The sequence below is a fragment of the Azospirillum sp. 11R-A genome, from assembly GCF_049472615.1.
GTDB classification, from domain to species: domain Bacteria; phylum Pseudomonadota; class Alphaproteobacteria; order Azospirillales; family Azospirillaceae; genus Azospirillum; species Azospirillum palustre.
This window is the reverse complement of the sequence record NZ_JBCEBL010000002.1, coordinates 161418-183946: the sequence shown is the minus strand read 5'-3', so window position 1 is coordinate 183946 and position 22529 is coordinate 161418. Positions and strand designations below refer to the sequence as shown.

General features: G+C 70.9%; 21 protein-coding genes. 14 read left to right on the top strand and 7 right to left on the bottom strand.

Going from position 1 to position 22529, the window contains the following annotated elements:
* The first annotated feature begins 89 nt into the window (after positions 1 to 89).
* Together VH569_RS04495 and VH569_RS04490 are read left to right on the top strand one after the other, a co-directional pair.
* Positions 90 to 485, top strand: coding sequence for a hypothetical protein (locus VH569_RS04495; RefSeq protein WP_098735968.1), 396 nt, complete (start codon positions 90 to 92; stop codon positions 483 to 485).
* Positions 486 to 614: 129 nt separating this feature from the next.
* Positions 615 to 1034, top strand: a complete 420-nt coding sequence (locus VH569_RS04490) for a hypothetical protein (protein WP_395457381.1) — start codon at positions 615 to 617, stop codon at positions 1032 to 1034.
* Positions 1035 to 1121: 87 nt separating this feature from the next.
* Here VH569_RS04490 and VH569_RS04485 read toward each other — a convergent pair whose 3' ends face one another.
* Positions 1122 to 2189, bottom strand: a complete 1068-nt coding sequence (locus VH569_RS04485) for an HD domain-containing phosphohydrolase (RefSeq protein ID WP_423314316.1) — start codon at positions 2187 to 2189, stop codon at positions 1122 to 1124.
* Entirely contained in the window at positions 2186 to 2650 is a 465-nt protein-coding gene (locus VH569_RS04480; RefSeq protein ID WP_423314315.1) for a response regulator, read from the bottom strand. Before VH569_RS04480 ends, VH569_RS04485 begins: the two co-directional genes overlap by 4 nt.
* 315 nt (positions 2651 to 2965) lie before the next feature.
* Between VH569_RS04480 and VH569_RS04475 the strand changes: the two genes are divergently transcribed.
* The 4 genes from VH569_RS04475 to VH569_RS04460 all read left to right on the top strand — a co-directional run bounded on the left by VH569_RS04475 (position 2966) and on the right by VH569_RS04460 (position 11386).
* Positions 2966 to 3688, top strand: coding sequence for a LuxR C-terminal-related transcriptional regulator (locus VH569_RS04475; RefSeq protein ID WP_423314314.1), 723 nt, complete (start codon positions 2966 to 2968; stop codon positions 3686 to 3688).
* Between the two features lie 192 nt (positions 3689 to 3880).
* A complete protein-coding gene (locus VH569_RS04470; RefSeq protein WP_423314313.1) occupies positions 3881 to 5677 on the top strand; it encodes a hypothetical protein in 1797 nt (598 codons plus the stop codon).
* On the top strand, positions 5677 to 9105 hold the full coding sequence (locus VH569_RS04465) for a PAS domain S-box protein (RefSeq protein ID WP_423314312.1): 3429 nt from the start codon (positions 5677 to 5679) through the stop codon (positions 9103 to 9105). The genes VH569_RS04470 and VH569_RS04465 overlap by 1 nt, the downstream gene beginning before the upstream one ends.
* A 196-nt stretch (positions 9106 to 9301) precedes the next feature.
* Positions 9302 to 11386: a methyl-accepting chemotaxis protein gene (locus VH569_RS04460; RefSeq protein WP_423314311.1), complete on the top strand. Its 2085-nt coding sequence runs from the start codon at positions 9302 to 9304 to the stop codon at positions 11384 to 11386.
* A 17-nt stretch (positions 11387 to 11403) separates the two neighbouring features.
* Here the strand turns inward: VH569_RS04460 and VH569_RS04455 are convergent, their stop codons facing one another.
* Both VH569_RS04455 and VH569_RS04450 read right to left on the bottom strand, forming a co-directional pair.
* Positions 11404 to 12132 carry a ChrR family anti-sigma-E factor gene (locus tag VH569_RS04455; RefSeq protein ID WP_423314310.1) on the bottom strand — a complete coding sequence of 243 codons (729 nt, stop codon included), beginning with the start codon at positions 12130 to 12132 and terminating at the stop codon, positions 11404 to 11406.
* Positions 12129 to 12794 carry a sigma-70 family RNA polymerase sigma factor gene (locus VH569_RS04450; protein ID WP_423314309.1) on the bottom strand — a complete coding sequence of 222 codons (666 nt, stop codon included), beginning with the start codon at positions 12792 to 12794 and terminating at the stop codon, positions 12129 to 12131. Before VH569_RS04450 ends, VH569_RS04455 begins: the two co-directional genes overlap by 4 nt.
* A 236-nt stretch (positions 12795 to 13030) precedes the next feature.
* Here VH569_RS04450 and VH569_RS04445 point away from each other — a divergent pair, with 236 nt between their 5' ends.
* Genes VH569_RS04445 through VH569_RS04430 form a run of 4 tightly spaced genes read left to right on the top strand, consistent with a single transcriptional unit; the run spans position 13031 to position 17049 of the window.
* Positions 13031 to 14413, top strand: a complete 1383-nt coding sequence (locus tag VH569_RS04445) for an NAD(P)/FAD-dependent oxidoreductase (protein ID WP_423314308.1) — start codon at positions 13031 to 13033, stop codon at positions 14411 to 14413.
* The gene (locus tag VH569_RS04440) at positions 14413 to 15246 is read left to right on the top strand and encodes a DUF1365 domain-containing protein (protein ID WP_423314307.1); all 834 of its coding nucleotides are present in this window, start codon (positions 14413 to 14415) and stop codon (positions 15244 to 15246) included. The genes VH569_RS04445 and VH569_RS04440 overlap by 1 nt, the downstream gene beginning before the upstream one ends.
* Positions 15243 to 16505, top strand: coding sequence for a class I SAM-dependent methyltransferase (locus tag VH569_RS04435; RefSeq protein ID WP_423314306.1), 1263 nt, complete (start codon positions 15243 to 15245; stop codon positions 16503 to 16505). The genes VH569_RS04440 and VH569_RS04435 overlap by 4 nt, the downstream gene beginning before the upstream one ends.
* A 16-nt stretch (positions 16506 to 16521) precedes the next feature.
* Positions 16522 to 17049, top strand: a complete 528-nt coding sequence (locus VH569_RS04430) for a DUF3833 domain-containing protein (RefSeq protein WP_423314305.1) — start codon at positions 16522 to 16524, stop codon at positions 17047 to 17049.
* On the opposite strand, the gene VH569_RS04425 is transcribed toward VH569_RS04430, so the two are convergent.
* Genes VH569_RS04425 through VH569_RS04415 form a run of 3 tightly spaced genes read right to left on the bottom strand, consistent with a single transcriptional unit; the run spans position 17012 to position 18556 of the window.
* Entirely contained in the window at positions 17012 to 17458 is a 447-nt protein-coding gene (locus tag VH569_RS04425; RefSeq protein WP_423314304.1) for a nuclear transport factor 2 family protein, read from the bottom strand. The two genes, VH569_RS04430 and VH569_RS04425, sit on opposite strands and share 38 nt — an antisense overlap.
* Positions 17455 to 18246, bottom strand: coding sequence for an SDR family NAD(P)-dependent oxidoreductase (locus VH569_RS04420; RefSeq protein ID WP_423314303.1), 792 nt, complete (start codon positions 18244 to 18246; stop codon positions 17455 to 17457). Before VH569_RS04420 ends, VH569_RS04425 begins: the two co-directional genes overlap by 4 nt.
* A gap of 55 nt (positions 18247 to 18301) precedes the next feature.
* Positions 18302 to 18556: a hypothetical protein gene (locus tag VH569_RS04415; RefSeq protein ID WP_423314302.1), complete on the bottom strand. Its 255-nt coding sequence runs from the start codon at positions 18554 to 18556 to the stop codon at positions 18302 to 18304.
* 366 nt (positions 18557 to 18922) lie between these two features.
* On the opposite strand from VH569_RS04415, the gene exbB reads away from it, so the two are divergent.
* The 4 genes from exbB to VH569_RS04395 are packed head-to-tail and all read left to right on the top strand — an operon-like array spanning position 18923 to position 22503.
* On the top strand, positions 18923 to 19876 hold the full coding sequence (gene exbB, locus VH569_RS04410; protein ID WP_423314301.1) for a tonB-system energizer ExbB: 954 nt from the start codon (positions 18923 to 18925) through the stop codon (positions 19874 to 19876).
* A gap of 5 nt (positions 19877 to 19881) precedes the next feature.
* The gene (exbD, locus tag VH569_RS04405) at positions 19882 to 20310 is read left to right on the top strand and encodes a TonB system transport protein ExbD (RefSeq protein WP_423314300.1); all 429 of its coding nucleotides are present in this window, start codon (positions 19882 to 19884) and stop codon (positions 20308 to 20310) included.
* A complete protein-coding gene (locus VH569_RS04400; protein ID WP_423314299.1) occupies positions 20307 to 21176 on the top strand; it encodes an energy transducer TonB in 870 nt (289 codons plus the stop codon). The genes exbD and VH569_RS04400 overlap by 4 nt, the downstream gene beginning before the upstream one ends.
* 43 nt (positions 21177 to 21219) lie before the next feature.
* Complete coding sequence (locus VH569_RS04395; protein ID WP_423314298.1) at positions 21220 to 22503, top strand: PepSY-associated TM helix domain-containing protein; 1284 nt, start codon at positions 21220 to 21222, stop codon at positions 22501 to 22503.
* Positions 22504 to 22529 lie beyond the last annotated feature (26 nt).

The following is a 22529-nucleotide window of genomic DNA, read 5'->3' as shown; positions in this document are numbered from 1 at the left end:
CTCGTGCCCGTTCGGGAAAGGCAACGGAACAGTTGGATTAAGGCGGGCCTGTCGGTTAGCCTTTGCAGGAGTGAACCGGAGCATTTGCCGTGGATAAGGCCTTGGTCGAAAAGAACCGCGAGTGGACCTATCAGCGTGAAGGAAAGCAGCCCGTCACCATCCGGGTCGCCGATTTCGAGCGCGAGGGGAAGCGCATCGTCGCCTTCCTGGAACAGACCGACATCGCCAAAGCGGCCGGGGTGCCCCAGCCGGCCGTGAACGATTGGCCCCGCATCGCCGAGGCCTATGCGAAGGAACAGGGTGTCGGCCTCAACGACATCTATTGGTACGAGCTGCATCCGCGCCGCTTCGCCAATGGCCGCCCCAACGTGTCGGAATACCGTCCCGGCATGGCCGAATGGCGGTTCGAGACCAGCATTCCGCTCGCCCGCGCCATCGTGGAGCAGCTGGGCTTCGACCCGGACAATCTGCCGCTCGACATCTGACAGTCCTGCATACGGCCTCCGCGCGCAGCCTCTGTGATGCGCCGCGGGACCGGTGTATGATGGCGCCATATCTCAGGCGGCCGGCGGGACGGTTTCCGCGTGCCGGGAGATAGAGGCCGGGAGACAAAGATGAAGACGGTGCGGAGGGCGGTCGCCCTGGGTGCTGCGATGCTGGCGGTTGCCGCCGCAGCTGCCGTGATGTCCGTTCCGGGTGCGGCACAGGCGCGCACGTCGGTATCGGTCGGCATCGGCGTCGGACCGATTTTCCCGGCCTATGGCTATTACCATCCGTACCGCTATTACGCGCCCCCGCCGCCGGTGGTGCAGTATTACGCGCCGCCGCCGGTCGTCTACGCGCCGCCGCCGGTGCAATATTATGCACCGCCGCCGGGCACCATCGGCGCCGATCCGGCCGGACCGGTCTATTATTCGCGAAGCGGCCAGCAATGCCGCGAATACCAGAGCAGCGCCATGGTCGGCGGCCGGCCGCAACCGGTCTACGGCACCGCCTGCCTCCAGTCCGACGGGACCTGGCGGATCGTGAACTGAGGGCAGGTTGGATCAAGGGCGGGTCGTGAAACGAGGGCCTCACCGGCCCTCGCGCCCGTTCAGGCACGTCCTGTCAGCCGCGCCTCTTCAGTGATGAATCGCTTCGGGAACGAGTTCGGACAAGTCTTCGGCGTTCTCGTGGTGAATCCTGCACACGTCCTCCCAGCGCGACAGGAAGGCGTCCAGCAGCGCCGGGTCGAAATGGCCGCCGCGGTTCTCCACCATGTAGGCGCGTGCCTCCTCCAGCTTCCAGGACCGCTTGTAGGGGCGGGTGGAGGTCAGGGCGTCGAACACATCGGCGATGGCGACGATGCGGCCGGACAGCGGGATGTCCGGCCCGGCCAGACCGTTGGGATAGCCGCTGCCGTCGAACTTCTCGTGATGGCTGAGCGCGATCTCCGCCGCCAGCCGCAGCAGCGGGATGGGGCTGTCCGCCAGGATGCGGTGGCCGATGGCGGCGTGCTGCCGCATCACCGTCATCTCTTCCGGCGACAGGCGTCCCGGCTTCAGCAGGATCATGTCCGGGATGGCGATCTTGCCGATGTCGTGCATCGGCGCTGCCTTCATCAGCTCCTGGGCGAAGGCGCCGCCGCAGCCGGCCGCTTCGGCGACCAGTTTCGAATAGAGCGCCATCCGCTCGATGTGGGCGCCGGTCTCCGGATCGCGGTATTCGGCGGCGCGCGACAGGCGGGTGACCAGTTCCTCCCCCTGGCGCTGGAGGGCGGCGGTCACCCGCTCGACCTCCGCAGCCAGCAGGGCGGCGCGGTCGCGCAGCAGGGCGCGGCTGTGGCGCAGGGCCAGCAGGTTGCGCAGGCGCGCCTGCACCTCCGGCACGACCACCGGCTTGGTCAGGAAATCGCTGCAGCCCTCGTCGAGCGCCCGCACGCGGATGTCGACCGCCGTGTTGGCGGTGATCATCACCACCGGCACGGTGTCCAGCCGCGCATCGTCGCGGATGTGGCGCAGCAGCTCGATGCCGTCCATGTCCGGCATCATCTGGTCCAGCAGGATCAGGTCCGGCTCGTTCCCGCGCAGCCATTCGACGGCCTCCAGCGGGCTTTCCATGGTCACCGGCTCCGCATCGTCCAGGCGGCGGACGATGGCGGCCATGATGAACAGATTGGTGCGGTCGTCGTCGACAATGAGGATGTTCATCTTACGGCGTCGCCTTCCCGGCCGCTGTCCTTGCGGGCGGCGAGCAGGCGGCCGACCTCGGCCAGCAGGGCCTTCAGGTCGACCGGCTTTTCGAAGGCCGCCTCGGCCCCCAGCAGGCGGGCCATTCCCGGCAGCTCCATCCGCAGGCGCACGCTGCCGCCGGTCACCGCGATCAGGGGCGGGCGCGACTGTTGTGCCTTCAGCCGCAGGATGATCTCGTACCCGTCGGCCTCCGGCATGATGATGTCCGTCACCACCAGATCCACCGCATGCCGTTCCATGATGGCCAGTGCCGCGTTTCCGTTCTCGGCCTCGTGCACGGTGTAGCCGGCCCGCTGGAAGGCGATGCGCACCATCCCGCGGAAGTCGGGGTCGTCGTCGACCAGCAGGATGGACGCGGCGGATTCGGTGGTCGGGGAGGGGGTGGGCAGGCCCCGCAGCTCGAAGAGGGTCATTTCCATGGTTGCCGCTTCCGTGATCCGCCGCGTGACCGTCGGGCCGCGCTGGAGAGAAATCGCTAAGCGTCACCATAACCGGCTACCGGCGCGCGCACCCGCTGTGTCTGGGATAGCGGAGACGGGAAATGGGATAGTGGGGATATTATCCCGCATCCATGAAGATGCGGTACCGGGTGGAGGCGGGGAAGTATGACCGTCATGCAATTATGACTGGCGTGAAATGTACGGAAGCCACGAAAACTTAAGATTTCGGCCAGTATAACAGAAAATCTTGATACTATGGGATGAATGGTTGCCGAGGGTGGCGGAGGCTGGTTGATGAAGATCCTGGTGGCGGACGACCATCCCTTGTTCCGGGACGCCTTGGAGCTGTCGGTCCGTCAGGCTTGGCCGGATGCGGAAATCGGCTGCATCGGCTCGCTTCTGGAATTGCCTACGGCGCCGGCATCGGCCGACGGCAGCCCCGCCATGCTTTTCCGCTATGACCTGATCGTGCTCGACTGGCGGATGCCCGGTGCGGAGGGAGGCAATCCGATCGCCGTGCTTCGTCAGGCGGGGGTCCAGGGGCCGGTCGCCGTGGTGACGGGGGCGGAGGATGCGCTGACCGCCCTGGAGGTGCTGCGCTGCGGCGCCGAAGCCTTCCTGCCGAAGACGACGCCGCGCCGCATCCTGGCCCAGGCCCTGCGCCTGGTGGCCGAAGGCGGCAGCTTCGTGCCGAAATGCGTGGCGCTCGACCTGCTGCACATGACCGACCTGTCGCTCGACATCGACGAGGCGGAGGAGGCCGACGGAGCGCCGCTGGACGGGGAGGGGGCACCGTCCTCGCCCCTGACCGACCGGGAGCAGCAGGTGCTGTCGATGCTCGCCACCGGGGCGACCAACAAGGAGATCGGGCGTCACCTCAGCCTTCAGGAGGTGACGGTCAAGCTGCACACCCGCCGCATCCTGCGCAAGCTGGGGGCCCGCAACCGTACCGACGCCGTGCGCCGCGCCCAGCAGGCCGGCCTCTTGTCGCGCAGCCTGAACGAAGCGTCATCCTGACTCCGGCAGGCGCGCCGGGAAGACCGCTTGCCGCATAGGGCTGGTCCCAGCAGCGGGAGGCCGGCCGTTCTGGTATGGTCACCTCCTCTCGTCACACGCCTTCGTCCGGTGCGGCAGAGATGGGCGTAACCGCTACAGGGCCGCAAAATGGGGCCGTATTCCGAGTCGCCGATGAGCCCATCCGACCATTCTATGCCCGCTCCGCAAACGGTCCGCGCCGCGCCCGCCGCCGTACCTGCCGCCGGTGCGCCCTCCATCGCGGCGCCCGCCATCTCGGCGCTGTGCGGTGCCGCGGTGCTTCTGCTGTCCGCGCTCGACCCACTGCGCGAGGCGGCGCCCCTGGCGCTTCCGCTGATGGCTGCCGGCTGCGCTGCGGCGGCCGGGCTGACGCTGCTGTCGGCCTGGAATGCCGGGCGCCGCAAGGCCGCGCGCGACAAGGTGGCGGAATCCACGCCGTTTTCCGTCCCGTCCCCCGTCCCCTTCCCTGGCCCGGCGACGCCGCCGGAGCGGCCGGCCCCCGACATGGCCGCCGGGGCCACCGTCCGCATCGCCGCGCTGGAAGAGGCGTTGCGCCAAAGGGACAGGCAGGCTGCGGAGCGGCTGCGCAGCCAGCAGCTGGCGGCGATGGACGTCCGTGCCGAGCTTGCCTGCGCCATCGTCCACGACATGAACAATGCGCTGGGCGCGGTCTCGGGCTATGCCGACTTCCTGGTCAGCGACCTGCCCGCGGACTCGCCCCAGGCCGACTATGCCAGCCGTGTCCTGACGGCGGTGACCCGCGTCGGTCCCGGCCTGCGCAGGCTGGTGTCGGCCGCAAGGATGGAGCCGGTCCCGCTGAAACCCGAGCGGGCCGCCGGCATTCTGGACGAGGCGGCTGCACTGCTGCGGACCGTTCCGGTGCAGCCGGGCAGTCTGGCCGTCCGCCACGATCCCGGCGTGCCCGATCCGGTCTGCAACGCCGTCCTGCTGGCGCGGACCCTGGCGGGTCTGGCGGCGGAGATCCTCGCCACCTCCGGCCGGGCCGGCGATGCCCGGCTTTGCCTGCGTGCCTCGGTTCCAGCGCAGTTTGGGGCGCAGTTTGGGGCGGGGTTGGGATCGGAACCGGTTGCGGATCAGGACGATCCGGATCGGGACGCCGCCGGCTGGACCGTCCGGCCGCTCCTGACGCCGCGCTGCGGACCGCACATCCTGTTCGAACTGCGGGTCGACGGTCCGCCGCTGGCCGACGACGTGCTGTCCATGCTGGTCGACCCGCTGCTGTCCGCCCGCGCCTGCTACCGCCGCGGCCAGTCGGAGCGGGAGGAGGGCGCCTCCTGGCCGGCAGCCCTGCTGACCGCGCGGCTCCATGACGGCGGGTTGAGCCTGCTGACCCACCCGGTGGAAGGGACGGCGGTGCGGCTGCACATTCCCGGCGCCCCGGCGCCGCTCCGCACCGCCAAGGTGGCGACACCGCAACCGGAGAACGCGCCGCCACAGCAGCCGCAGCAGGCACCGCCGCTGCCGCCCCGGCAGGTGCCGGGTCCGGCGCCGCGCAGTTCCGCGCCGGCCTGCAAGGTTCTGGTCGTCGATGCCGACCCGGCGTCCGGAGACCGGTTCCAGACCGGACTGGAACGGCAGGGATTCGAGGTGTCGGTCTGCGACGACCTCCGCGATGCGCTGGACGTCGTCGCCGACGAGCCGGGCTTCTTCGATGCGGTGGTCATCGGTCCGGGGCTGAGCGCGCTTCCCGCCGGCCTTGCGCTGGCCGGCCGCCTGAAGGCGCTGCGGCCGGACCTGCTCTGCGTGCTCTACGGCGCGGCCGGCGCGGAGTTTCCGGGGGCTGGCGCCGTCCCGCTTCATGTCGAGGCCGGCGGACCGGCCGACCTTCTGCTGCCGCTGCCGGTCGATCTGCCGCGGCTGGCGCGCGGGGTGGCGGCGCTCGCCGCCGGCGGCAGCCGGACGGGCGGCGGGGAGGAAAGCGGGGACGGGCTGGCCGGAGGGCGGCGCTGATGCGTGGACGCCTTCATCTGCAAGGCTTCATCGCCGCCATCTGGACGGCGACCCTGGTGATCGCCGCCGGACTGTGGGCGGCGGCCCTGACGCTGGCCCATTACGACGATGCCGAGGCGATGGCGCGGGCCGAGCGCGACAGCGGCAACCTTGCCCGCGTGGTCGCCGAGCAGGCGACCCGAACCATCGCCGAGGCCGACCAGATCCTGCTGTTCCTGATCGACGATTACCACGAGCATGGCGACAACTGGACCCACGGCATCACCCAGATGCTGCGGCAGGCGGTGGAGCGTTCGAGCATCCTGGTCCAGCTGGCGGTGATCGACGAGCATGGCGACCTCATCCACACCAGCGTCGAGGATGCGCCGGTCCGCATCCATCTGGCCGACCGCGAGCATTTCCGCGTCCATGCCAACAACCCGGCCGCCGGCCTGTTCATCGGGAAGCCGGTGTTCGGCCGCGCCTCCGGCAAATGGTCGATCCAGCTGACGCGGCGCATCAGCAACAGCGACGGCAGCTTCGCCGGGGTGCTGGTCGCGTCGATGGACCCCTTCTATTTCAGCCGTTCGCTGGAGGAGCTGGATGTCGGCCCCAACGGGGCGGTGGCGATCGTCGGCACCGACGGTATCCTGCGCGCCCGCTCGCTGATGAACGACCGCATCGTCGGGCGCGACGTCGGCGAATCGCCGACCCTGCAGATGGCGCGCCTCCGGCCCAGCGGCTTCGTGCGCACCGCCAGCGTGATCGACGGGATTCCGCGCCTGCAATCCTTCCGCACCCTGGCCTCCTATCCGCTGATCGTCACCACGGCGTTCGACGAGGGCTCCTTCCTGGCCGACACGCGGCGGCGGCAGCGGGTCTATCTGCTGGCGGCGGCGGCGTGCAGCGCCGGGCTGATCGGGCTGGCCCTGCTGGCGACGCGGCAGACGGCGCGGCTCGCCGCATTGGCCCGCCAGCTGGCCCAGAGCGAGGAGCGGTTCCGCGATCAGGCGGAAACGGCGTCCGACTGGTTCTGGGAGATGGACGCCGACCTGCGCTTCTCCAATCTGGCCGGGCCGCTGGTTCCGCATGTCGTCAACGGCACGCTGCCCATCGGCCTCAGGCGGGAGGATGTCGCGCTGCGCGAACCGGGGGATGCGCCCAAGTGGGAGCAGCACCGTCAGGCGATGGAGCGGCGGGAGCCGTTCCGGAACTTCCGCTACCGGGTGATGACGGCGGCGGGCTTGCGCTATTTCAGCGTCAGCGGCCGTCCGATCTTCGAGGAGAGCGGGGAGTTCCGCGGCTATCGCGGCTCGGCCACCGACATCACCGAGCGGGAGCTGGCCGCCAACCGGCTGGCCTCCAGCGAGGCGCGCTACCGCGCCATGTTCGAGGCGGTCGGCCAGCCGATCGTCACCATCGACGAGCATGGCACCATCGATGCCTTCAACCGTGCGGCGGAACGGCTGTTCGGCTACCGCGCGGCCGACATGGTCGGCGGACCGATGACCCGGCTGATGCCGACCGCGATGGGCGCCGTCCATGACGGGCTGCTGGCCACCTACCGCGAGAGCGATGCCTCCGCGCCGCGCTCGGAGATCCGGGAACTGACCGGCCGCCGCAAGGACGGCAGCGAGTTTCCGCTGGAGGTGACCCTGGCCGGCTGGCGCGAGGGCGACCGCCGGTACGTCACCGGCGCGCTCCGCGACGTCACCGCCCAGCGCGAGATCGAGGCCAGCCTGCGCCGCGCCAAGGAGGCCGCCGATCAGGCCAACCGCGCCAAGGGCGAGTTCCTGGCGACCATGAGCCACGAGATCCGCACGCCGATGAACGGGGTGCTGGGAGCGCTCGCCCTGGTCGAGGGGCCGAACCTGAACGAGGAACAGCGCCAGCTTCTGGACGTCGCCAACCGGTCGGGCAACGCGCTGTTGCAGATCATCGACGACATCCTCGACCTGTCCAAGCTGGAGGCCGGCAAGGCGGAGGTCGAGCCGGTCGATTTCGAGCTGCGCGCCGTGCTGGGCGACAGCATCGACCTGCTGGAGCCGACCGCCTGCGGCCGCGGCCTGATCCTGACGCGGGAGGTGGCGTCCGCCGTGCCCGACCGGGTGCGGGCCGACCTGCGCCGCATCCGGCAGGTGCTGGTCAATCTGGTCGGCAACGCGCTGAAATTCACCAACCGGGGCGGCGTGTCCGTGCGGGTCGCGCTGGAGGGGGCCGGAAAGGGAGCGGCGGCGCTGGCGGCAGATGGCGGCTTCTTCCTGCGGTTCGAGGTGGTCGACACCGGAATCGGCATTCCGGAGAATGTGCAGCAGACCCTGTTCCGCCGCTTCACCCAGGCCGACAGTTCCACCACCCGGCGCTTCGGCGGCACCGGGCTGGGGCTGGCGATCAGCCGGGAGCTGGTGACGCTGATGGGCGGGCGCATCGGCGTGGTCAGCACCGAGGGCAAGGGCAGCACCTTCTGGTTCACCGTCCGCTGCGAACCCGCCGCCGATCCGTCGGCGGGGGTGCTGACCGTGCCCTGCGCTCCGGAACCGGTGCCGGCGGCAGGGGACGGGGTGGCGGGCGGAACCGCGCAGCCGGCCGGCCTGCATGTCCTGGTCGCCGAGGACAACGAGATCAACCGCGACATCGTCGTCACCATGCTGCGCCGCGCCGGCCATCGCGTGACCGCGGTGGAGGACGGCTTGCAGGCGGTGCGTCTGGTGGATGAGGGCGGTTTCGACCTCGTCCTGATGGACGTGCAGATGCCGGTGATGGACGGGGTCACCGCGACCCGGCACATCCGCACCATGCCGGGTGAGGCTGCCCGCCTGCCCATCGTGGCGCTGACCGGCAACGTCATGCCGGGCCACCGCGCCGAATATCTCGCCGCCGGCATGACCGCCTATCTGACCAAGCCCATCGTGTCGGCCGACCTGTTCGACGTGCTGGCCTCGGTGGCTGCGTCGCGGGCGGCCGGCGGGACATGGGGGGACTCCGGCCTGCCGCCGCGGGCGCCCCTGGCATCCGCGTCCCCGGCAACCCCGTCGCCCGCCCCGTCCGAAGCGGAGGCCTGGCGCGCGGTGCCGCTGCTGGACGACGGGCAGGCCTCGTCGCTGCGCGCGGTGATCGGCGAGGAGGCCTGGGCGCAGACGGTGGTCGCCTTCCGTCGGACGGTGAGCGACAGCGTGGCCGCCATCCGCGCCGCGGCCGGGCGGGAGGGGCGCGCCGTGCCGCCGGTCCGCATCGCCCACACCCTGAAGGGAACGGCCGCCAACATCGGCGCCGTGCGCCTGAGCCGCCTGGCTTCGCTGCTGGAGCAGCGGGCGCTCGACCATGGCGGCTGGACGGCCGGAGACCCGCACTGCGAAGCGCTGGAGGGTGTCGCCGAGGCCACGCTGGACGCCCTGGCGTCCCGGTTCCAGCCGGCGGACGATGCCGCGATGGAGCAGGAAACGGCCTGACGCAACGAAAGCTCTGCCGGCCGTTGCTTTATTTCCGAAGAGATTTCATAGAGTTTCTCAAGAAGAGAGGCATATCCGCGTCGGATATGCATCCGGCAAAAAGTATTTTCGATGACCGAATGATGTGGATAGTCTAGAGTGTGCAGTATCTCTCTTTGACGATCATTCGTACTCTTAACGAGCAAAGTCCTTAATCATGATGCCTGCCGGCAATATTCTCCACGCCATCTCGATCCGGGCGAAGGTCGTGGCGGTCGCGGTGTTCGTCTTCGCCGCGGTCGGCCTGTCCTCGGTTCTCACCATGCGCGACATGAACCGGCAGACCGACCATCTGTCGGAGGTGCAGCACGACACGCATGACCTCGTCGGCAGCGTCATCCCCCTGGTTTCGCTGGTCGGGGAAATCCGGTTCGACGTGGTGCAGACGCAGCAGTGGCTGACCGACGTGTCCGCCACCCGCGGGCTGGACGGCATGAACGACGGTCCGGAAAAGGCCGCCGACTATGCCCGCCGGTTCGAGGAGCACAGCGCCAGGGCCACCGAACTGGCGCAGGCGCTGACCCTGCCCCAGGTGGTCGACGAGATCGGACGCGCCCGCAAGGCCTTCGGTCCCTATTACGAGATGGGGCGGCGCATGGCGCAGGCCTATATCGACGGCGGGCCGGAGGCCGGCAACCGGATCATGAGCGAGTTCGACAGCGTCGCCGACGCCATGGGCGACAGCATGGAGGCGCTGGGCGCCAGCGTCGTCGCCCTCAGCGCCGACCGGCTGAAGGAGCTGACCGGCGGCATCGGGGCGGTGCGGGAGGCGGCCGACGGGCTGCGCTGGACCCTGATCGGCGCCGGGCTGGTCATCCTGCTGATGGCCTCGGCCTGCGTCGTCTTCCTGGAGGCGGCGATGATCCGTCCGCTGGAGCGGCTGCGCCGCGCCATGGTGGCGCTGGCCGGCGGCAGCCTGGACGTCGAGGTCGGCCTGAACGAGCGCCGGGACGAGATCGGCCACATGGCCGACACCGTCCGCGTCTTCCAGCAGGGCGCGCGGGAGAATGCCCGGCTGCGCCTTGCCCAGGAGGAGACCCGCCGCCGGGGCGAGGAGGAGCGGCGCCAGGCGCTGGAGGCGATGGCCGAGAAGGTGGAGCGCGAGACCCGCGTCGCCGTCGATCATGTCGCCGAACGGACCAGCCGCATGAGCGGCAATGCCGGCGCCATGGCGGAATCGGCGGTGCAGGTCAGCGACAACGCCCAGAATGTCGCCGCCGCCGCCCAGCAGGCGTTGAGCAACGCCGAGACCGTCGCCGCCGCGACGGAGGAGCTGTCGGCCTCCATCGGCGACATCGGCATGCAGGTATCGACCGCCACCCAGGTCACCGGCCGCGCGGTGGAGCGGGCGGGGCTGGCCCGCTCCACCATCGAGCGGCTGTCGGTGTCGGTCGAGCGCATCGGCGCCGTCGCCCGGCTGATCGGCGACATCGCCAGCCAGACCAACCTGCTGGCCCTGAACGCCACCATCGAGGCGGCGCGGGCCGGCGATGCCGGGCGGGGCTTCGCCGTGGTGGCGAACGAGGTGAAGAACCTCGCCAGCCAGACCGCGCGGTCCACCGAGGAGATCGGCTCGCTGATCGCGGAGGTGGAGTCGGTGACCGCATCGGCCGTCGGCGTCGTCGGCGAGGTGGCGGAAACCATCGACGAGGTGGCCGGGATTTCCTCCTCCATCGCCGCCGCGGTGGAGGAGCAGGCGGCGGCGACCCAGGAGATTGCCCGCTCGGTCAGCCAGACCAGCGACGCGGCGAAGGAGGTGTCGCTGCGCATCGGCCGCGTTTCCGCCGAGGCCGACTCCACCCAGAACCGCGCCGGCGAGGTGCGGGCGGTGGCGGACGACGTCGCCGGCGGCATCGACGCCCTGCGCAACGTGCTCATCCGCGTGGTGCGAACCGCCACCAGCGATGTCGACCGCCGCCAGCGCCCGCGTTTCGCCGTGTCGATGGGTTGCGGTCTGGAGGTCGCCGGCGCCGGCCCGGTGCGTGCAGTCGTCGCCAACCTGTCGGCGGGCGGCGCCATGCTGACCGGCGCTCCCGACCAAGTCACCGGCGGGCATGCCACCGGCGGGATGGTGACCCTTCGCATCGACGGGGTGTCCCGGCCGCTCACGGCGCGGGTCAAGTCCAGCGAGCGCGGCCGGCTGCACGTGAAGTTCGATCTGTCCGACGCCGACCGGGAGGCGTTCGAGCGCGAGGTGGAGCGCCTGACCCACGGCCTGACGCCGATGGCCGCCGTTGCGTGACGCCGGGTGAGCTGCCGCTACAGCCCGATGAAGGGCTGCATCAGCCGGCCCATCAGGCCGGTGAAGCGCAGCGGCGCGTCGGTCGCGATCAGGCAGACGCAGTCGCGGTGGCTGTCGGCGATGGGCTGGTGGTTGGTGTCGCCATCGACCTCCGCCAGATCGCCGGGTCCATAGCGGCCGAGTTCATCGGCGAAATGGCCGCTCAGCACCACGGTCAGCTCCAGCCCGCCATGGCCGTGGTGGGGCAGGGCGGTGCCGGGCGCGATGCGCAGAAGCTGCGCCGCGCCGCCGGACGCCGTACGCGGCAGCAGTTCCACCCGCCGCACGCCGGGGGCCAGACGCTGCCAGGACAGGCCGTTCAGAGCGGGGACATAGGCCCGCAGCGGACGGGGCAAACCCGTCGCCGGTTGCGGCGCGAAGGCGGCTTTCGGCTTGCTCCACTGCGGCTTGAGGCGCAGGGCCTTGCAGGGATTGGCCGGCGCCTCCTCCCGGTCCAGCCGGTCCAGAGTGGCGGCCAGCGACAGGCTCTCCAGCGGGGCCGGCGGCAGATCCTCCAGCAGGGCGCCGCCCAGCGCCTCCACCTCCGCCAGGGTGGCGCGGCAGTCGGGGCAATGGGCGAGATGGACCGCCACGGCCAGCGACAGCCCCTCTCCCAGGCTGCCGGCACCGTAGGCCACCAGCAACGCATCGCTGGGATGGTGGTTCGGCAGGAGGGCCGGGGCGGCATCGGGGTGATTGGCGGTCATCGGTCGTCGTCTCCCAACGCCTTGCGGATCTTGGCCATGGCCAGACGCAGGCGCGATTTCACTGTGCCCAGCGGCACGTCCAGCCGTTCGGCGATGGCCGGATGTGCAAGGTCGGCGAAGAAGGACAGCCGAACCACTTCCGCCTGTTCCGGCGTCAGCGCTGCCAGCGCACCGCGCAGGCGGCGGGCACGGCGGTCGCCGTCCAGCAGCTCGTCGGCGGGCGGGCGGTCGTCCTCATGCTCCAGCAGCTCGTCGTCGGACACCTCCGGATGCCGTTCACGGCGCAGCGCATCGATGCGCAGGTTGCGCGCGATGGTGAAGACCCAGGTGGCGGCCTCCGCCTTCGCCGGATCGTAGAGCTGGGCCTTGCGCCACACCGACAGCATGGTGTCCTGCGCCAGATCCTCCGCCCGCTGCGCCGGCATGCCCAGCTTCAGCATGTACGCCTTCACCCGCGGGGCGAAATGGGCGAACAGCCGGGCGAAGGCCTGACGGTCCCCCGCCGCCACCGCGACCAGATCGGCGGACAGCCGGGCTGCCGCCGGATCGTCGCAGCCGCGTGCCGCCAGCCCGGCTTTTGCCCGGTCCGGTTTGGCCATATCCGGCTTGGCCCGGTCCGCTCCGGCGGTGTGCGTCAGAAGAGTGGCGAGGGGGGCGATCATGCTGGGTTTACGCCGACGCCTGCGCTTCGGATCACTGCCGCCCCTTGTCTTTTTGTTCATCCGGCCGGGTGGCGGGAAAGCGCGGGCGTGGCGATGATCCAACCGCGATCCGCCTCCGTATCCCGATCACAAGCCGAGCCTACCCAATCCGGATAGAGTGCGGCCCCGGACATCGTCGAAACCATCGTCGAAACCCTGGCCGATTACCGCCAAGTCCCCCCAAAGAGGGCCACCCCATGCCGCATTCACCGCCCGAGACCAGCCCGCCGGCCCCGCTCGACATCGCCGTCATCGGCGCCGGCATCGCCGGACTGTCGGCGGCGTGGCTGCTGTCGAAGTCGCACCGCGTCACCCTCTACGAGAAGGAGGACCGGCCGGGCGGCCACGCCAACACGGTGGAGGCGGACGGCGCCGGTCCGGTCGACACCGGCTTCATCGTCTACAACGAGCCCTGCTATCCCAATCTGGTGGCGCTGTTCGACCATCTGGGCGTGGCAACGCGGGCGACGGACATGAGCTTTTCCGCCTCGCTGGACGGCGGGCGGGTGGAATATGCCGGCAGCTCGCTCGCCACCCTGTTCGCGCAGAAGCGCAACCTGCTGCGGCCGCGCTTCTGGCGGATGCTGGCCGACCTGATGCGCTTCTACCGCGAGGCGCCGGGGCTGCTGGCGGAGTTGCAGAAGGGCCCGGCGGCGGAGACGCTGACGCTGGGCGAGGTGCTGGACCGCGGCGGCTATTCCGACGCCTTCGTCCGCGACCACCTGCTGCCCATGGCCGCCGCGATCTGGTCGACCCCGGCCGTCGCGATGCGCGACCATCCCGCCGCCGCCTTCCTCCGCTTCTGCGACAACCACGGCCTGCTGAAGATCAAGGGCCGGCCCGTCTGGCGCACGGTGGAGGGCGGCAGCCGCAGCTATGTGGACCGCATCCTGGCCGACATGCCCGGCGCCCTGCGCCTGAACTGTGCGGTGGAGGGCATCGTCCGCGAGGGGGGCCGTGTCCTGGTGCGCGACCGCCGCGGTGCGGTGCGCGCCCACGACCATGCGGTGATCGCCACCCATGCCGATCAGGCGCTGGCCCTGCTGGAGGATGCGGACGGGGAGGAATGCCGGCTGCTGGGAGCCTTCGGCTATGAGCGCAACCTTGCCATCCTGCACAGCGACGCCTCCCTGATGCCGAAGCGCCGGGCGGTGTGGTCGAGCTGGAATTATCTGGCCGAGCAGGGCGACAATGGGCGCGACGCCGTCTGCGTCAGCTACTGGATGAACCGCCTGCAAGGCTTCCTGCCCCGGGAGCGCGACCTGTTCGTCACGCTGAACCCGGTGCGCCCGCCGCGCGAGGGCAGCATCCTGCGCAGCGTCCTTTACGACCACCCCATCTTCGGGATGGCGGCGCTGGCGGCGCAGAAACAGCTGTGGAGCCTGCAAGGGCAGCGGCGGACCTGGTTCGCCGGCTCCTATTTCGGCGCCGGCTTCCACGAGGACGGCGCGCAGGCCGGACTTGCGGTGGCGGAGGCTCTGGGCGGCCTGCCCCGGCCCTGGACGGTGGCGAACCCGTCCGGCCGCATCCATGTGGGACCGGTGCCGGGCGCCCGTGCCGCCGCGCTGGAGGCGGTGTGATGGAGGTGCGGCCCTTCGCCTCCGGCCTCTATGTCGGCAGCGTGATGCACCACCGGGTGAAGCCGGTGCGGCACCGGCTGTCCTACCGGGTGTTCAGCCTGCTGGCCGATCTGGACGAGCTTCCCCGGCTTGACCGCGACCTGCGGCTGTTCGCCCACAATCGTTTCGGACTGCTCGGCTTCCGCGACCGCGATTTCGGGCCGCTGGGCGGGATGAGCCAGGACCTTAAGGGCTGGGCCGAGGGCCAGCTCGCCGCCGCCGGGATCGAGGGGGGCGGGCCGGTCCGGCTGCTCTGTTTCCCGCGGGTGCTGGGCTTCGTCTTCAACCCGCTCTGCGTCTGGTTCTGCCACCGCCGCGACGGGACGCTCGCCGCCATCATCCACGAGGTGTCCAACACCTTCGGGCAGCGCCACGCCTACCTGATCCCGGCGGCGGCCGGACCGGACGGGCTGGTGCGCCAGCGCTGCGACAAGGGCTTCTACGTCTCGCCCTTCATGGATATGGAGACCGCCTATCACTTCCGCATCCGTCCGCCCGGCGGGCTGGCCGGGGAGCCGATGGCGGTGTCGATCCGCCAGACCGATGCCGAGGGGCCGGTGCTGCACGCCACACTGACCGCCCGGCGGGTGGAGCTGACCGACGGCGCCATCCTGCGCGCCTGGGCCCGCCATCCGCTGATGACCGCCAAGGTGGTGGCCGGCATCCATTGGGAGGCGCTGCATCTGTGGCGCATGGGGCTGGCGATCCGCCCGCGCCCGCCGGCCCCCGCCAACCCCGTCACAATCGTGAAAAGCGCGATCCCGACTGTTTCCGAGAAGGCTTTCCGTCCATGACCGACATGGCTACCGACATCGCTGCAAGCACGCTCCGACGGCAGCCCCGATGGCTGCGGCTGCTGACCGGAGGGGATTTGTGGACCGCCGGGCTGGCGAGGATGGCCGGCCGCATCCGCCGGGGCGAGCTGACCCTGCGCCTGCCCGACGGGCGGACGATGGGCGTCGGCGATCCAGCCCAGGGGCCGCGGGCCGACCTGACCCTGCTGGACGGGGCGGCGGCGCGGCGTCTGCTGCTGGGCGGCGGTATCGGCATGGCGGAGGCCTATGGCGACGGGCTGTGGCGCACCGGCGACCTGCCGGCGCTGATCGAACTGGCGATCCGCAACGAGGGGGAACTCGGCGGCGCTTCGAAGAGAAATGCGCTGAAGGGCCTCCCGGCGGCGGCGCTGGCCAACCGGCTCTTCCACCGCAGCCATGCCAATTCCCGCCGCGGCAGCCGCCGCAACATCGCCTTCCATTACGATTTGGGCAACGACTTCTACCGCCTGTGGCTCGACCCCGGCATGACCTATTCCTCCGCCCTCTACGGGCGGGAGGGCCAGAGCCTGGAGGACGCACAGGACGCCAAGATCGCCCGCGTCGCCGAGCTGTTGCAACTCCGGTCCGGCGACCGGGTGCTGGAGATCGGCTGCGGCTGGGGCGGCATGGCGGAGCATCTGGCCGGCCGCTTCGGCGCCTCGGTCACCGGGCTGACCCTGTCGGCGGAGCAGCTCGCCTTCGCCCGCGGCCGCGTCGATCGCGCCGGGCTGGCGGATCGGGTCGATCTGCGGCTGACGGATTACCGGGATGCCGGCGGCAGCTTCGACCGCATCGTCTCCATCGAGATGATCGAGGCAGTGGGGGAGGAGCATTGGCCGCGCTATTTCGCCACCCTGCGCGACCGGCTGGTGTCCGGCGGGGCGGCGGTGGTGCAGGCGATCACCATCGACGACGCGCGTTTCCCGTCCTACCGCCGCCGCTGCGACTTCATCCAGCGCCACATCTTCCCCGGCGGCCTGCTGCCCTGCCCGTCGGCCCTGCGGGCCGAGGCGGAGCGGGCCGGGCTGGTGGTGGAGCATGTCGAGACCTTCGGCGCTTCCTATGCCCGGACCTGCGCCGAGTGGCGGCGGCGCTTCCTGGAGGCCGGGCCGCAGGTGGCGGCGCTGGGCTTCGACGAGCGGTTCCGCCGGCTGTGGGATTATTACCTCGCTTATTGCGAGGCCGGGTTCCGCGCCGGGACCATCGATGTCGGGCTCTGGCGTTTCCGCAAGCCGTGAGCGGGGGACCCTTGCGATGAAGATCGAGGATTTCGCCGCCAACATGCCCGAACTGCGGATCGAGCGGTATTTCGCCGGGCGCACCCATGCCTGGGGGGTGTTCGAGGACCGCTTCGGCACCCTGCGCCGCAGCTTCACCGTGACCATCGACGGGCAGTGGGACGGCCGGGAACTGGTGCTGGACGAGCGCTTCCTCTATGCCGACGGCGAGACCGAGCGCCGGGTCTGGCGCATCGCCAGGACGGCGGAGGGCCATTACGAGGGGCTGGCCGACGACGTGATCGGCACGGCGGTCGGGCGGTCGGCCGGCAACGCGCTGAACTGGACCTACGAGATGGCGCTGAAGGTGGGCGGCGACCGCTGGCGCGTGCGCTTCGACGACTGGATGTGGCTGCAACCGGGCGATGCGCTGATCAACCGCGCCAATGTCTATCGCTGGGGCCTGTGGATCGGCACGGTCAGCCTGTTCTTCCTGCCCGAAGGCCGGCTGCCGCAGCCCGACGCCGTCAACGCGGCGGAGACGCGCCCAGCCGCCGCCGAATAAGGCGCAGCGGGGCGCCCAGCAGCGGCAGGCGCAGATAGACATGCTCGCCGGAATCCCAATGGTCGATGTGTTCGGCCACCCGCCCGTCGGCGGCCTGTCGCACCTCGCTGATGCCGATGACGTCCATGCGGCCGATGCCGGTCACCGTCGCCTCGAACCGCCAGCGCAGGATCGCCAGATCGGGAGCGAACAGCCGGTGGGTGACGGTGAAGCGCAGGTCGCGACAGCCGTTCAGCGTGTGGACCAGCACCGCGCGCACCGCATCGCGCCCGCGGGCGTCGTTGAAGGGATCGCGGAACCGCACCTCCGGCACCGTCAGCGCGGCAAGCCGGTCGAGCGTGTCGAGGCTCAGATGTTCGAAGAAGTGTGCCCAGGCGTCCAGCCCCTGGCTTCTGGCGTCGTCCGTCATGCTCCCGTCGCCTTGCGCACCAGGGGGAAGTAAAGCCGATAGGGCAGGCAGCGCGCCAGCTTCAGCTTGCGGGTGAAGCGCCGGGGAAAGGCGATCTCGAACCCATCGCCGTCAAGTCCGTTGGCCAGTTCCCGTGCCGCATCCTCCACCGGCATCAGGTCCGGCATGGGGAAGCGGTTGCGGGCGGTCAGCGGCGTGTCGATGAAGCCGGGGCAGACCAGCTGAAGCCTGATCCCGGCGCGGTCGCAGTCGGGCTTCAGCGATTCGCACAGGTTGATCAGCGCCGCCTTGGTCGGGCCGTAGGCCGCCGCCGTCGGCAGGCCGCGGTAGCCGGCGACCGAGGCCACCACCGCCAGCTGCCCGCGCCCCCGCGCCCGCATCCGCGGCAGCAGCGCCTCCAGCCCATGAACGACGCCCATATAGTTGACCTCCATCAGCCGGCGGGCGGTGTCGGCGGAGAAATCCTCCAGCGACATCGGGCTGTGGGTGCCGGCGTTCAGCACCGCCCGGTCGATGGGGCCCAGCCCGCTTTCGATGGCGGCGACGGTGGCCGCGGTCGCCTTGCGGTCGGTCACGTCGAGCGGGAACATGCGCATCCGGTCGGGCACCATCTGAACGGCGGCGGTCAGATCCTCGACGGTGCGGGCGGACAGCGCCACCCGCGCCCCGGCATTGGCGAGGTGGATCGCCAGAGCGCGGCCGATGCCGCTGCCGGCCCCGGTGATCCAGGTGACGCCCTGCGGACCGCCGTCCGAACCCTTGCCCATGTCACCGCCCGTACCGTCCATGGCGCGTGCCCCGCACAGTTTCGCCGTCGCGGTACGCAGCCAAGGCTGCGCCGGATCACCGGAGCCGGCGGGCCAGTTGGTCGCCGCGCTCCGACAGGTCGCGCATCAGGGCGCGGGCCTCGTCCTCTCCGGTCCAATGGGCGACCGACGCCACGCCGTCGGGGGTGTCCGTGGCACCGTCGCGGCCGCCGCCGGAGTCGTCCGGCATGCCGAACACCTGGCCTGCCCGCGCCTCCACCACCGCGAAGCGGCCGTCGCTGGCCACCAGACGGAAGCTGCCTTTCTCCTCCACCACCGAAAGCTGGGTCATCGGCCGTCTCCCTGACGCTGTTCCATGGGCGGTTCAACCGGCGGGAGTGCCGGAAGGTTGCGGTGCGTCGAGATTCTTCGCGACAAAGGACCGGAACGATGGTAGTGAGACTTATTCGCACTTGGTTGCAGGCGCGGTTATTGCCCCGGGATGGTTCGTCAGGCCAATAAAACTGCGGCCGGACGGTGTCGAATTCCCACAAAAAACGACTGAATCCCCGCTGGGCGCGGTCGATTTTCAGTGCGAGTGCGACTCATTCGCATTATAACCGCGGTGGGGTATCCGCTTCGGGGCATTGTTCCGGAGCGCCATCGGGTTTTTTGCAGTGCGCGTGCGGAGCACGCGCCGAGGGGGAGTTGGACCGCCATGCCGACATCGTTTCGCCACCGTCCTGTCCTGGCCGCCGTCCTTGCCGGCGCCGGGGTACTGATGGCCGGCGCCGTCCAGGCGCAGGAGGCCGCCGCGCCCGCCGCCGTGCCGGGGGTGGCTCAGGGTGTGGCGCAAGGGGCGGCACAGGGCATGTCTCAGGGAGTGGCCCAGGGCGTGCCGGACGCGGCGGCGGCGCTGGCGTCGCTGCCGCACGACCTGTCGCCCTGGGGCATGTTCGTCACCGCCAGCCCGGTGGTGCAGGCGGTGATGGTCGGTCTGGCGCTCGCCTCGGTCGTCACCTGGACCATTGCCATCGCCAAGACGGCGGAAGTCACCTCGGCCAAGCGCAAGGCGCGGGCGGCGCTGGAGATGCTGGAGGAGGCGCGGTCGCTGTCGCAGGCGGCGGAGCGGGTCGGCTTCAGCCAGGGCACGGCCGGCGCGCTGGTCCGCGCGGTGCTGGCGGAGACCCACATGTCGGCCGATGCGCCGTCGCGCGACGGCCTGATGGACCGCGCCGCCTCGCGGCTGGAGCGGATCGAGGCGGCGGCCGGCCGGCGCATGGCGCGCGGCACCGGCATCCTCGCCACCATCGGCTCGACCGGTCCCTTCATCGGCCTGTTCGGCACGGTGTGGGGCATCATGACCAGCTTCATCGGCATCTCGAAGGCGCAGACCACCAACCTCGCCGTCGTCGCGCCGGGCATCGCCGAGGCGCTGCTGGCGACCGCCATCGGCCTCGTCGCCGCCATCCCGGCGGTGGTGGTCTACAACGCCTGCAGCCGCGCCATCGGCGGGCACAAGGCGCAGCTGACCGACGCGTCGGCCGCCGTGCTGCGCCTGCTGAGCCGTGACATCGACCGCCATGCCCTGCCGCGCCCCCATGCGGTGCCGGGCCATGGTGTTCAGGGCCATGCCGCGCAGGCTCACGGCAATTCCCGTGCGGCGGAGTAAGGGCGATGGGTGCGCGCCTCGGCTCCGGCAACGAAGACGATCTGACCGAAACCCATGAGATCAACGTCACGCCCTTCATCGACGTCGTCCTCGTCCTGCTGATCATCTTCATGGTCGCGGCACCGCTGGCGACGGTGGATGTGCCGGTCGATCTGCCGGCCTCCACCGCGACGCCGACGCCGCGGCCGGACAAGCCGCTGTTCCTGACCATCCAGGCCGACAAGACGCTGTCGCTGGGCGAAACCGCGACGACGAAGGAAGCGCTGGGCGCGGCGCTGGACGCCGCCACCAACGGCGACAAGACGCAGCGCATCTTCCTGCGTGCCGACAAGACCGTCGATTACGGCGCCCTGACCGAAGTGATGAACAGCCTGCGCGGCGCCGGTTATCTGAAGATCGGCCTCGTCGGGCTGGAATCGGCGCCCGCCCCATGAGTGCCGCCTTCGACCAAGGTTCCGCCGATTGGTCCGCTGGCGATGAGGACCGGCCGGGGCGGGGAGCCTTTCGCTGGGGCGGCAGCCTGATGGTGGCGCTGGGCGTCCATGCCGCGGCCGGTGTCGCGATGGTCGCCTGGCATGTGCCGATCATGCCGTCCGACGCCGAGCCGCCCGCCGTTCTGCTGGAACTCGCCCCGCTGCCGGTGGCTCCGCCGGAACCGACGCCGGCCATCGACATCCCCCTGCCGGAACCGATGCCGGAGCCGGTGATCGAACCGCCGCCGCCCGAACCGGAGCCCGAGCCGGTCGTCGAGGAACCGCCCCCGCCGCCCGAGCCGCCCCCCGTGGTCGAGCCGGAGGTCGTGCTGCCCAAGCCGCCGCCCGAACCGCCGAAGCCCAAGCCCGAGGTGAAGAAGGAAGCGCCGAAGCCCCAACCGGAAAAACCGAAGCCGGAGAAGCCGAAGCCGCCGCGTCCGGTCGCCCAGCCGGCGCAGCCCGCCCCGGTGGCCGCACCGCCTGCACCGACCCAGGCACCCGCCCCGGCGGCACCGGCGCCGTCGGCCGCGCCCAGCCGGGCGGTGCCGAGCTGGCAGGGCCGGCTGCTGAGCCATCTGGAACGGCACAAGCGCTACCCGCGCGCCGCCCAGGCCCGCCGGCAGGAAGGCGTCGCCCAGGTCCGCTTCACCATCGACCGCGAGGGCAACGTCCTGTCGGTCCAGCTCGACCGCAGTTCCGGCGTCAGTTCGCTGGACGAGGAGACGGTGGAGATGGTCCGCCGCGCCTCCCCCCTGCCGGCCCCGCCGGAGGAGATGGCGAAGGACCGCATCGAGCTGGTGGTTCCGGTCCAGTTCTTCATCCGCTGACCCGCAGCCCGTCCAACCGCCCAATCCCGTCAGAGCCCATCCCATGGCCAACGCCAGCAAGCCGCGCAGCCAGCGCCTGTGGTACCGCACGCTTCAGAACATCCATCTGTGGGTCGGCCTGATCCTCTGCCTGCCGCTGGTCGTCCTCGGCATCACCGGGTCCATCCTGGTGGTGGACGAGGAGCTGCGCAGCCTGACCGGCGACGCGCCTGTCCGGGAGGTGTCCGGGACGCCGGCCGACGGTCCGATGCAGCCGGTGTCCGCCATCCTGGCCGCCGCCCGCGCCGCCGCACCGGCCGGGACGCAGCCGGGCTTCCTGGTCCTGCCCGAAGAGCCGGGCCGTCCGGCCACGGTGCGGCTCGTCGCCGCGCGTGGCGGTGACAGGGGGGGCGAACGGGGCGGGGAGCGGCCGCAGGGAACTGCTCAAGGTGCTCCCCAGGGCACTCCTCAAGGTGCTCCGGCGCCGCAGGGCGGACCGGTCGGCATGCTCAGCATCGATCCGGTGTCGCTGGCGGTGACCGGCGGCGCCAACCCGGCGCAGGCGTCCGGCGGCTTCCTGCGCACGGTCCACATGCTGCACGGCAACCTGCTGATCCGCGACCGCAGCGGCCGCGAACTGGTCGGCTGGCTGGGCGCGGCGATGCTGGTGCTGGGCGTCAGCGGCCTCGTTCTGTGGTGGCCGCGGCCGGGCCGCTGGAAGGCCGCCTTCACCGTCAAGGCCGGTGCCCGCGGCATCCGTCTGCACCGCGACCTGCACGGCGCGGTCGGCATCTGGTCGCTGCTGGTCTTTCTGATCGTCAGCTTCTCCGGCGTCTATCTCGCCTTCCCGCAGACGCTGGGGGCCGGCGTGTCGTCGGTTCTGCCGGCCCGCGACCTGCGCGCCGCGGTGACGGTCCAGCCGGTGAAGGGCGCCACCCCCATCGATGTCGACCGCGCGGTCGCCCTGGCGCAGGACGCAATGCCGGGAGCGGCCCTGCGCTCCGTCTCGCCGCCGGCACGGCCGGATCAGGCGTACCGGATCGGTCTCGCCCCGGCCGGGCAGGCGCATGGCGCGCCCATCGCCACGGTGTTCGTCGATCCCTGGACCGCGCAGGTGGCCGAGGTCCGCGACCCGGCAGGCTATAGCGCCGGCGAGACGGTCATCGCGTGGCAGCGCCCGCTGCATGCCGGCGAGGGGCTGGGACCGCTGTGGAAATGGGCGGTCTTCCTGTCCGGCATCCTGCCGCCGCTGTTCGCCGTCACCGGCACGCTGATGTGGTGGCTGAAGCGCAAGGCCCGCCGGGCCAAGAACGCCGAGCGCGCGGCGGCGCTGGCGGCTGCGGAGTGAGAGTGGCGGGGGGCGTCGTCGGCTGA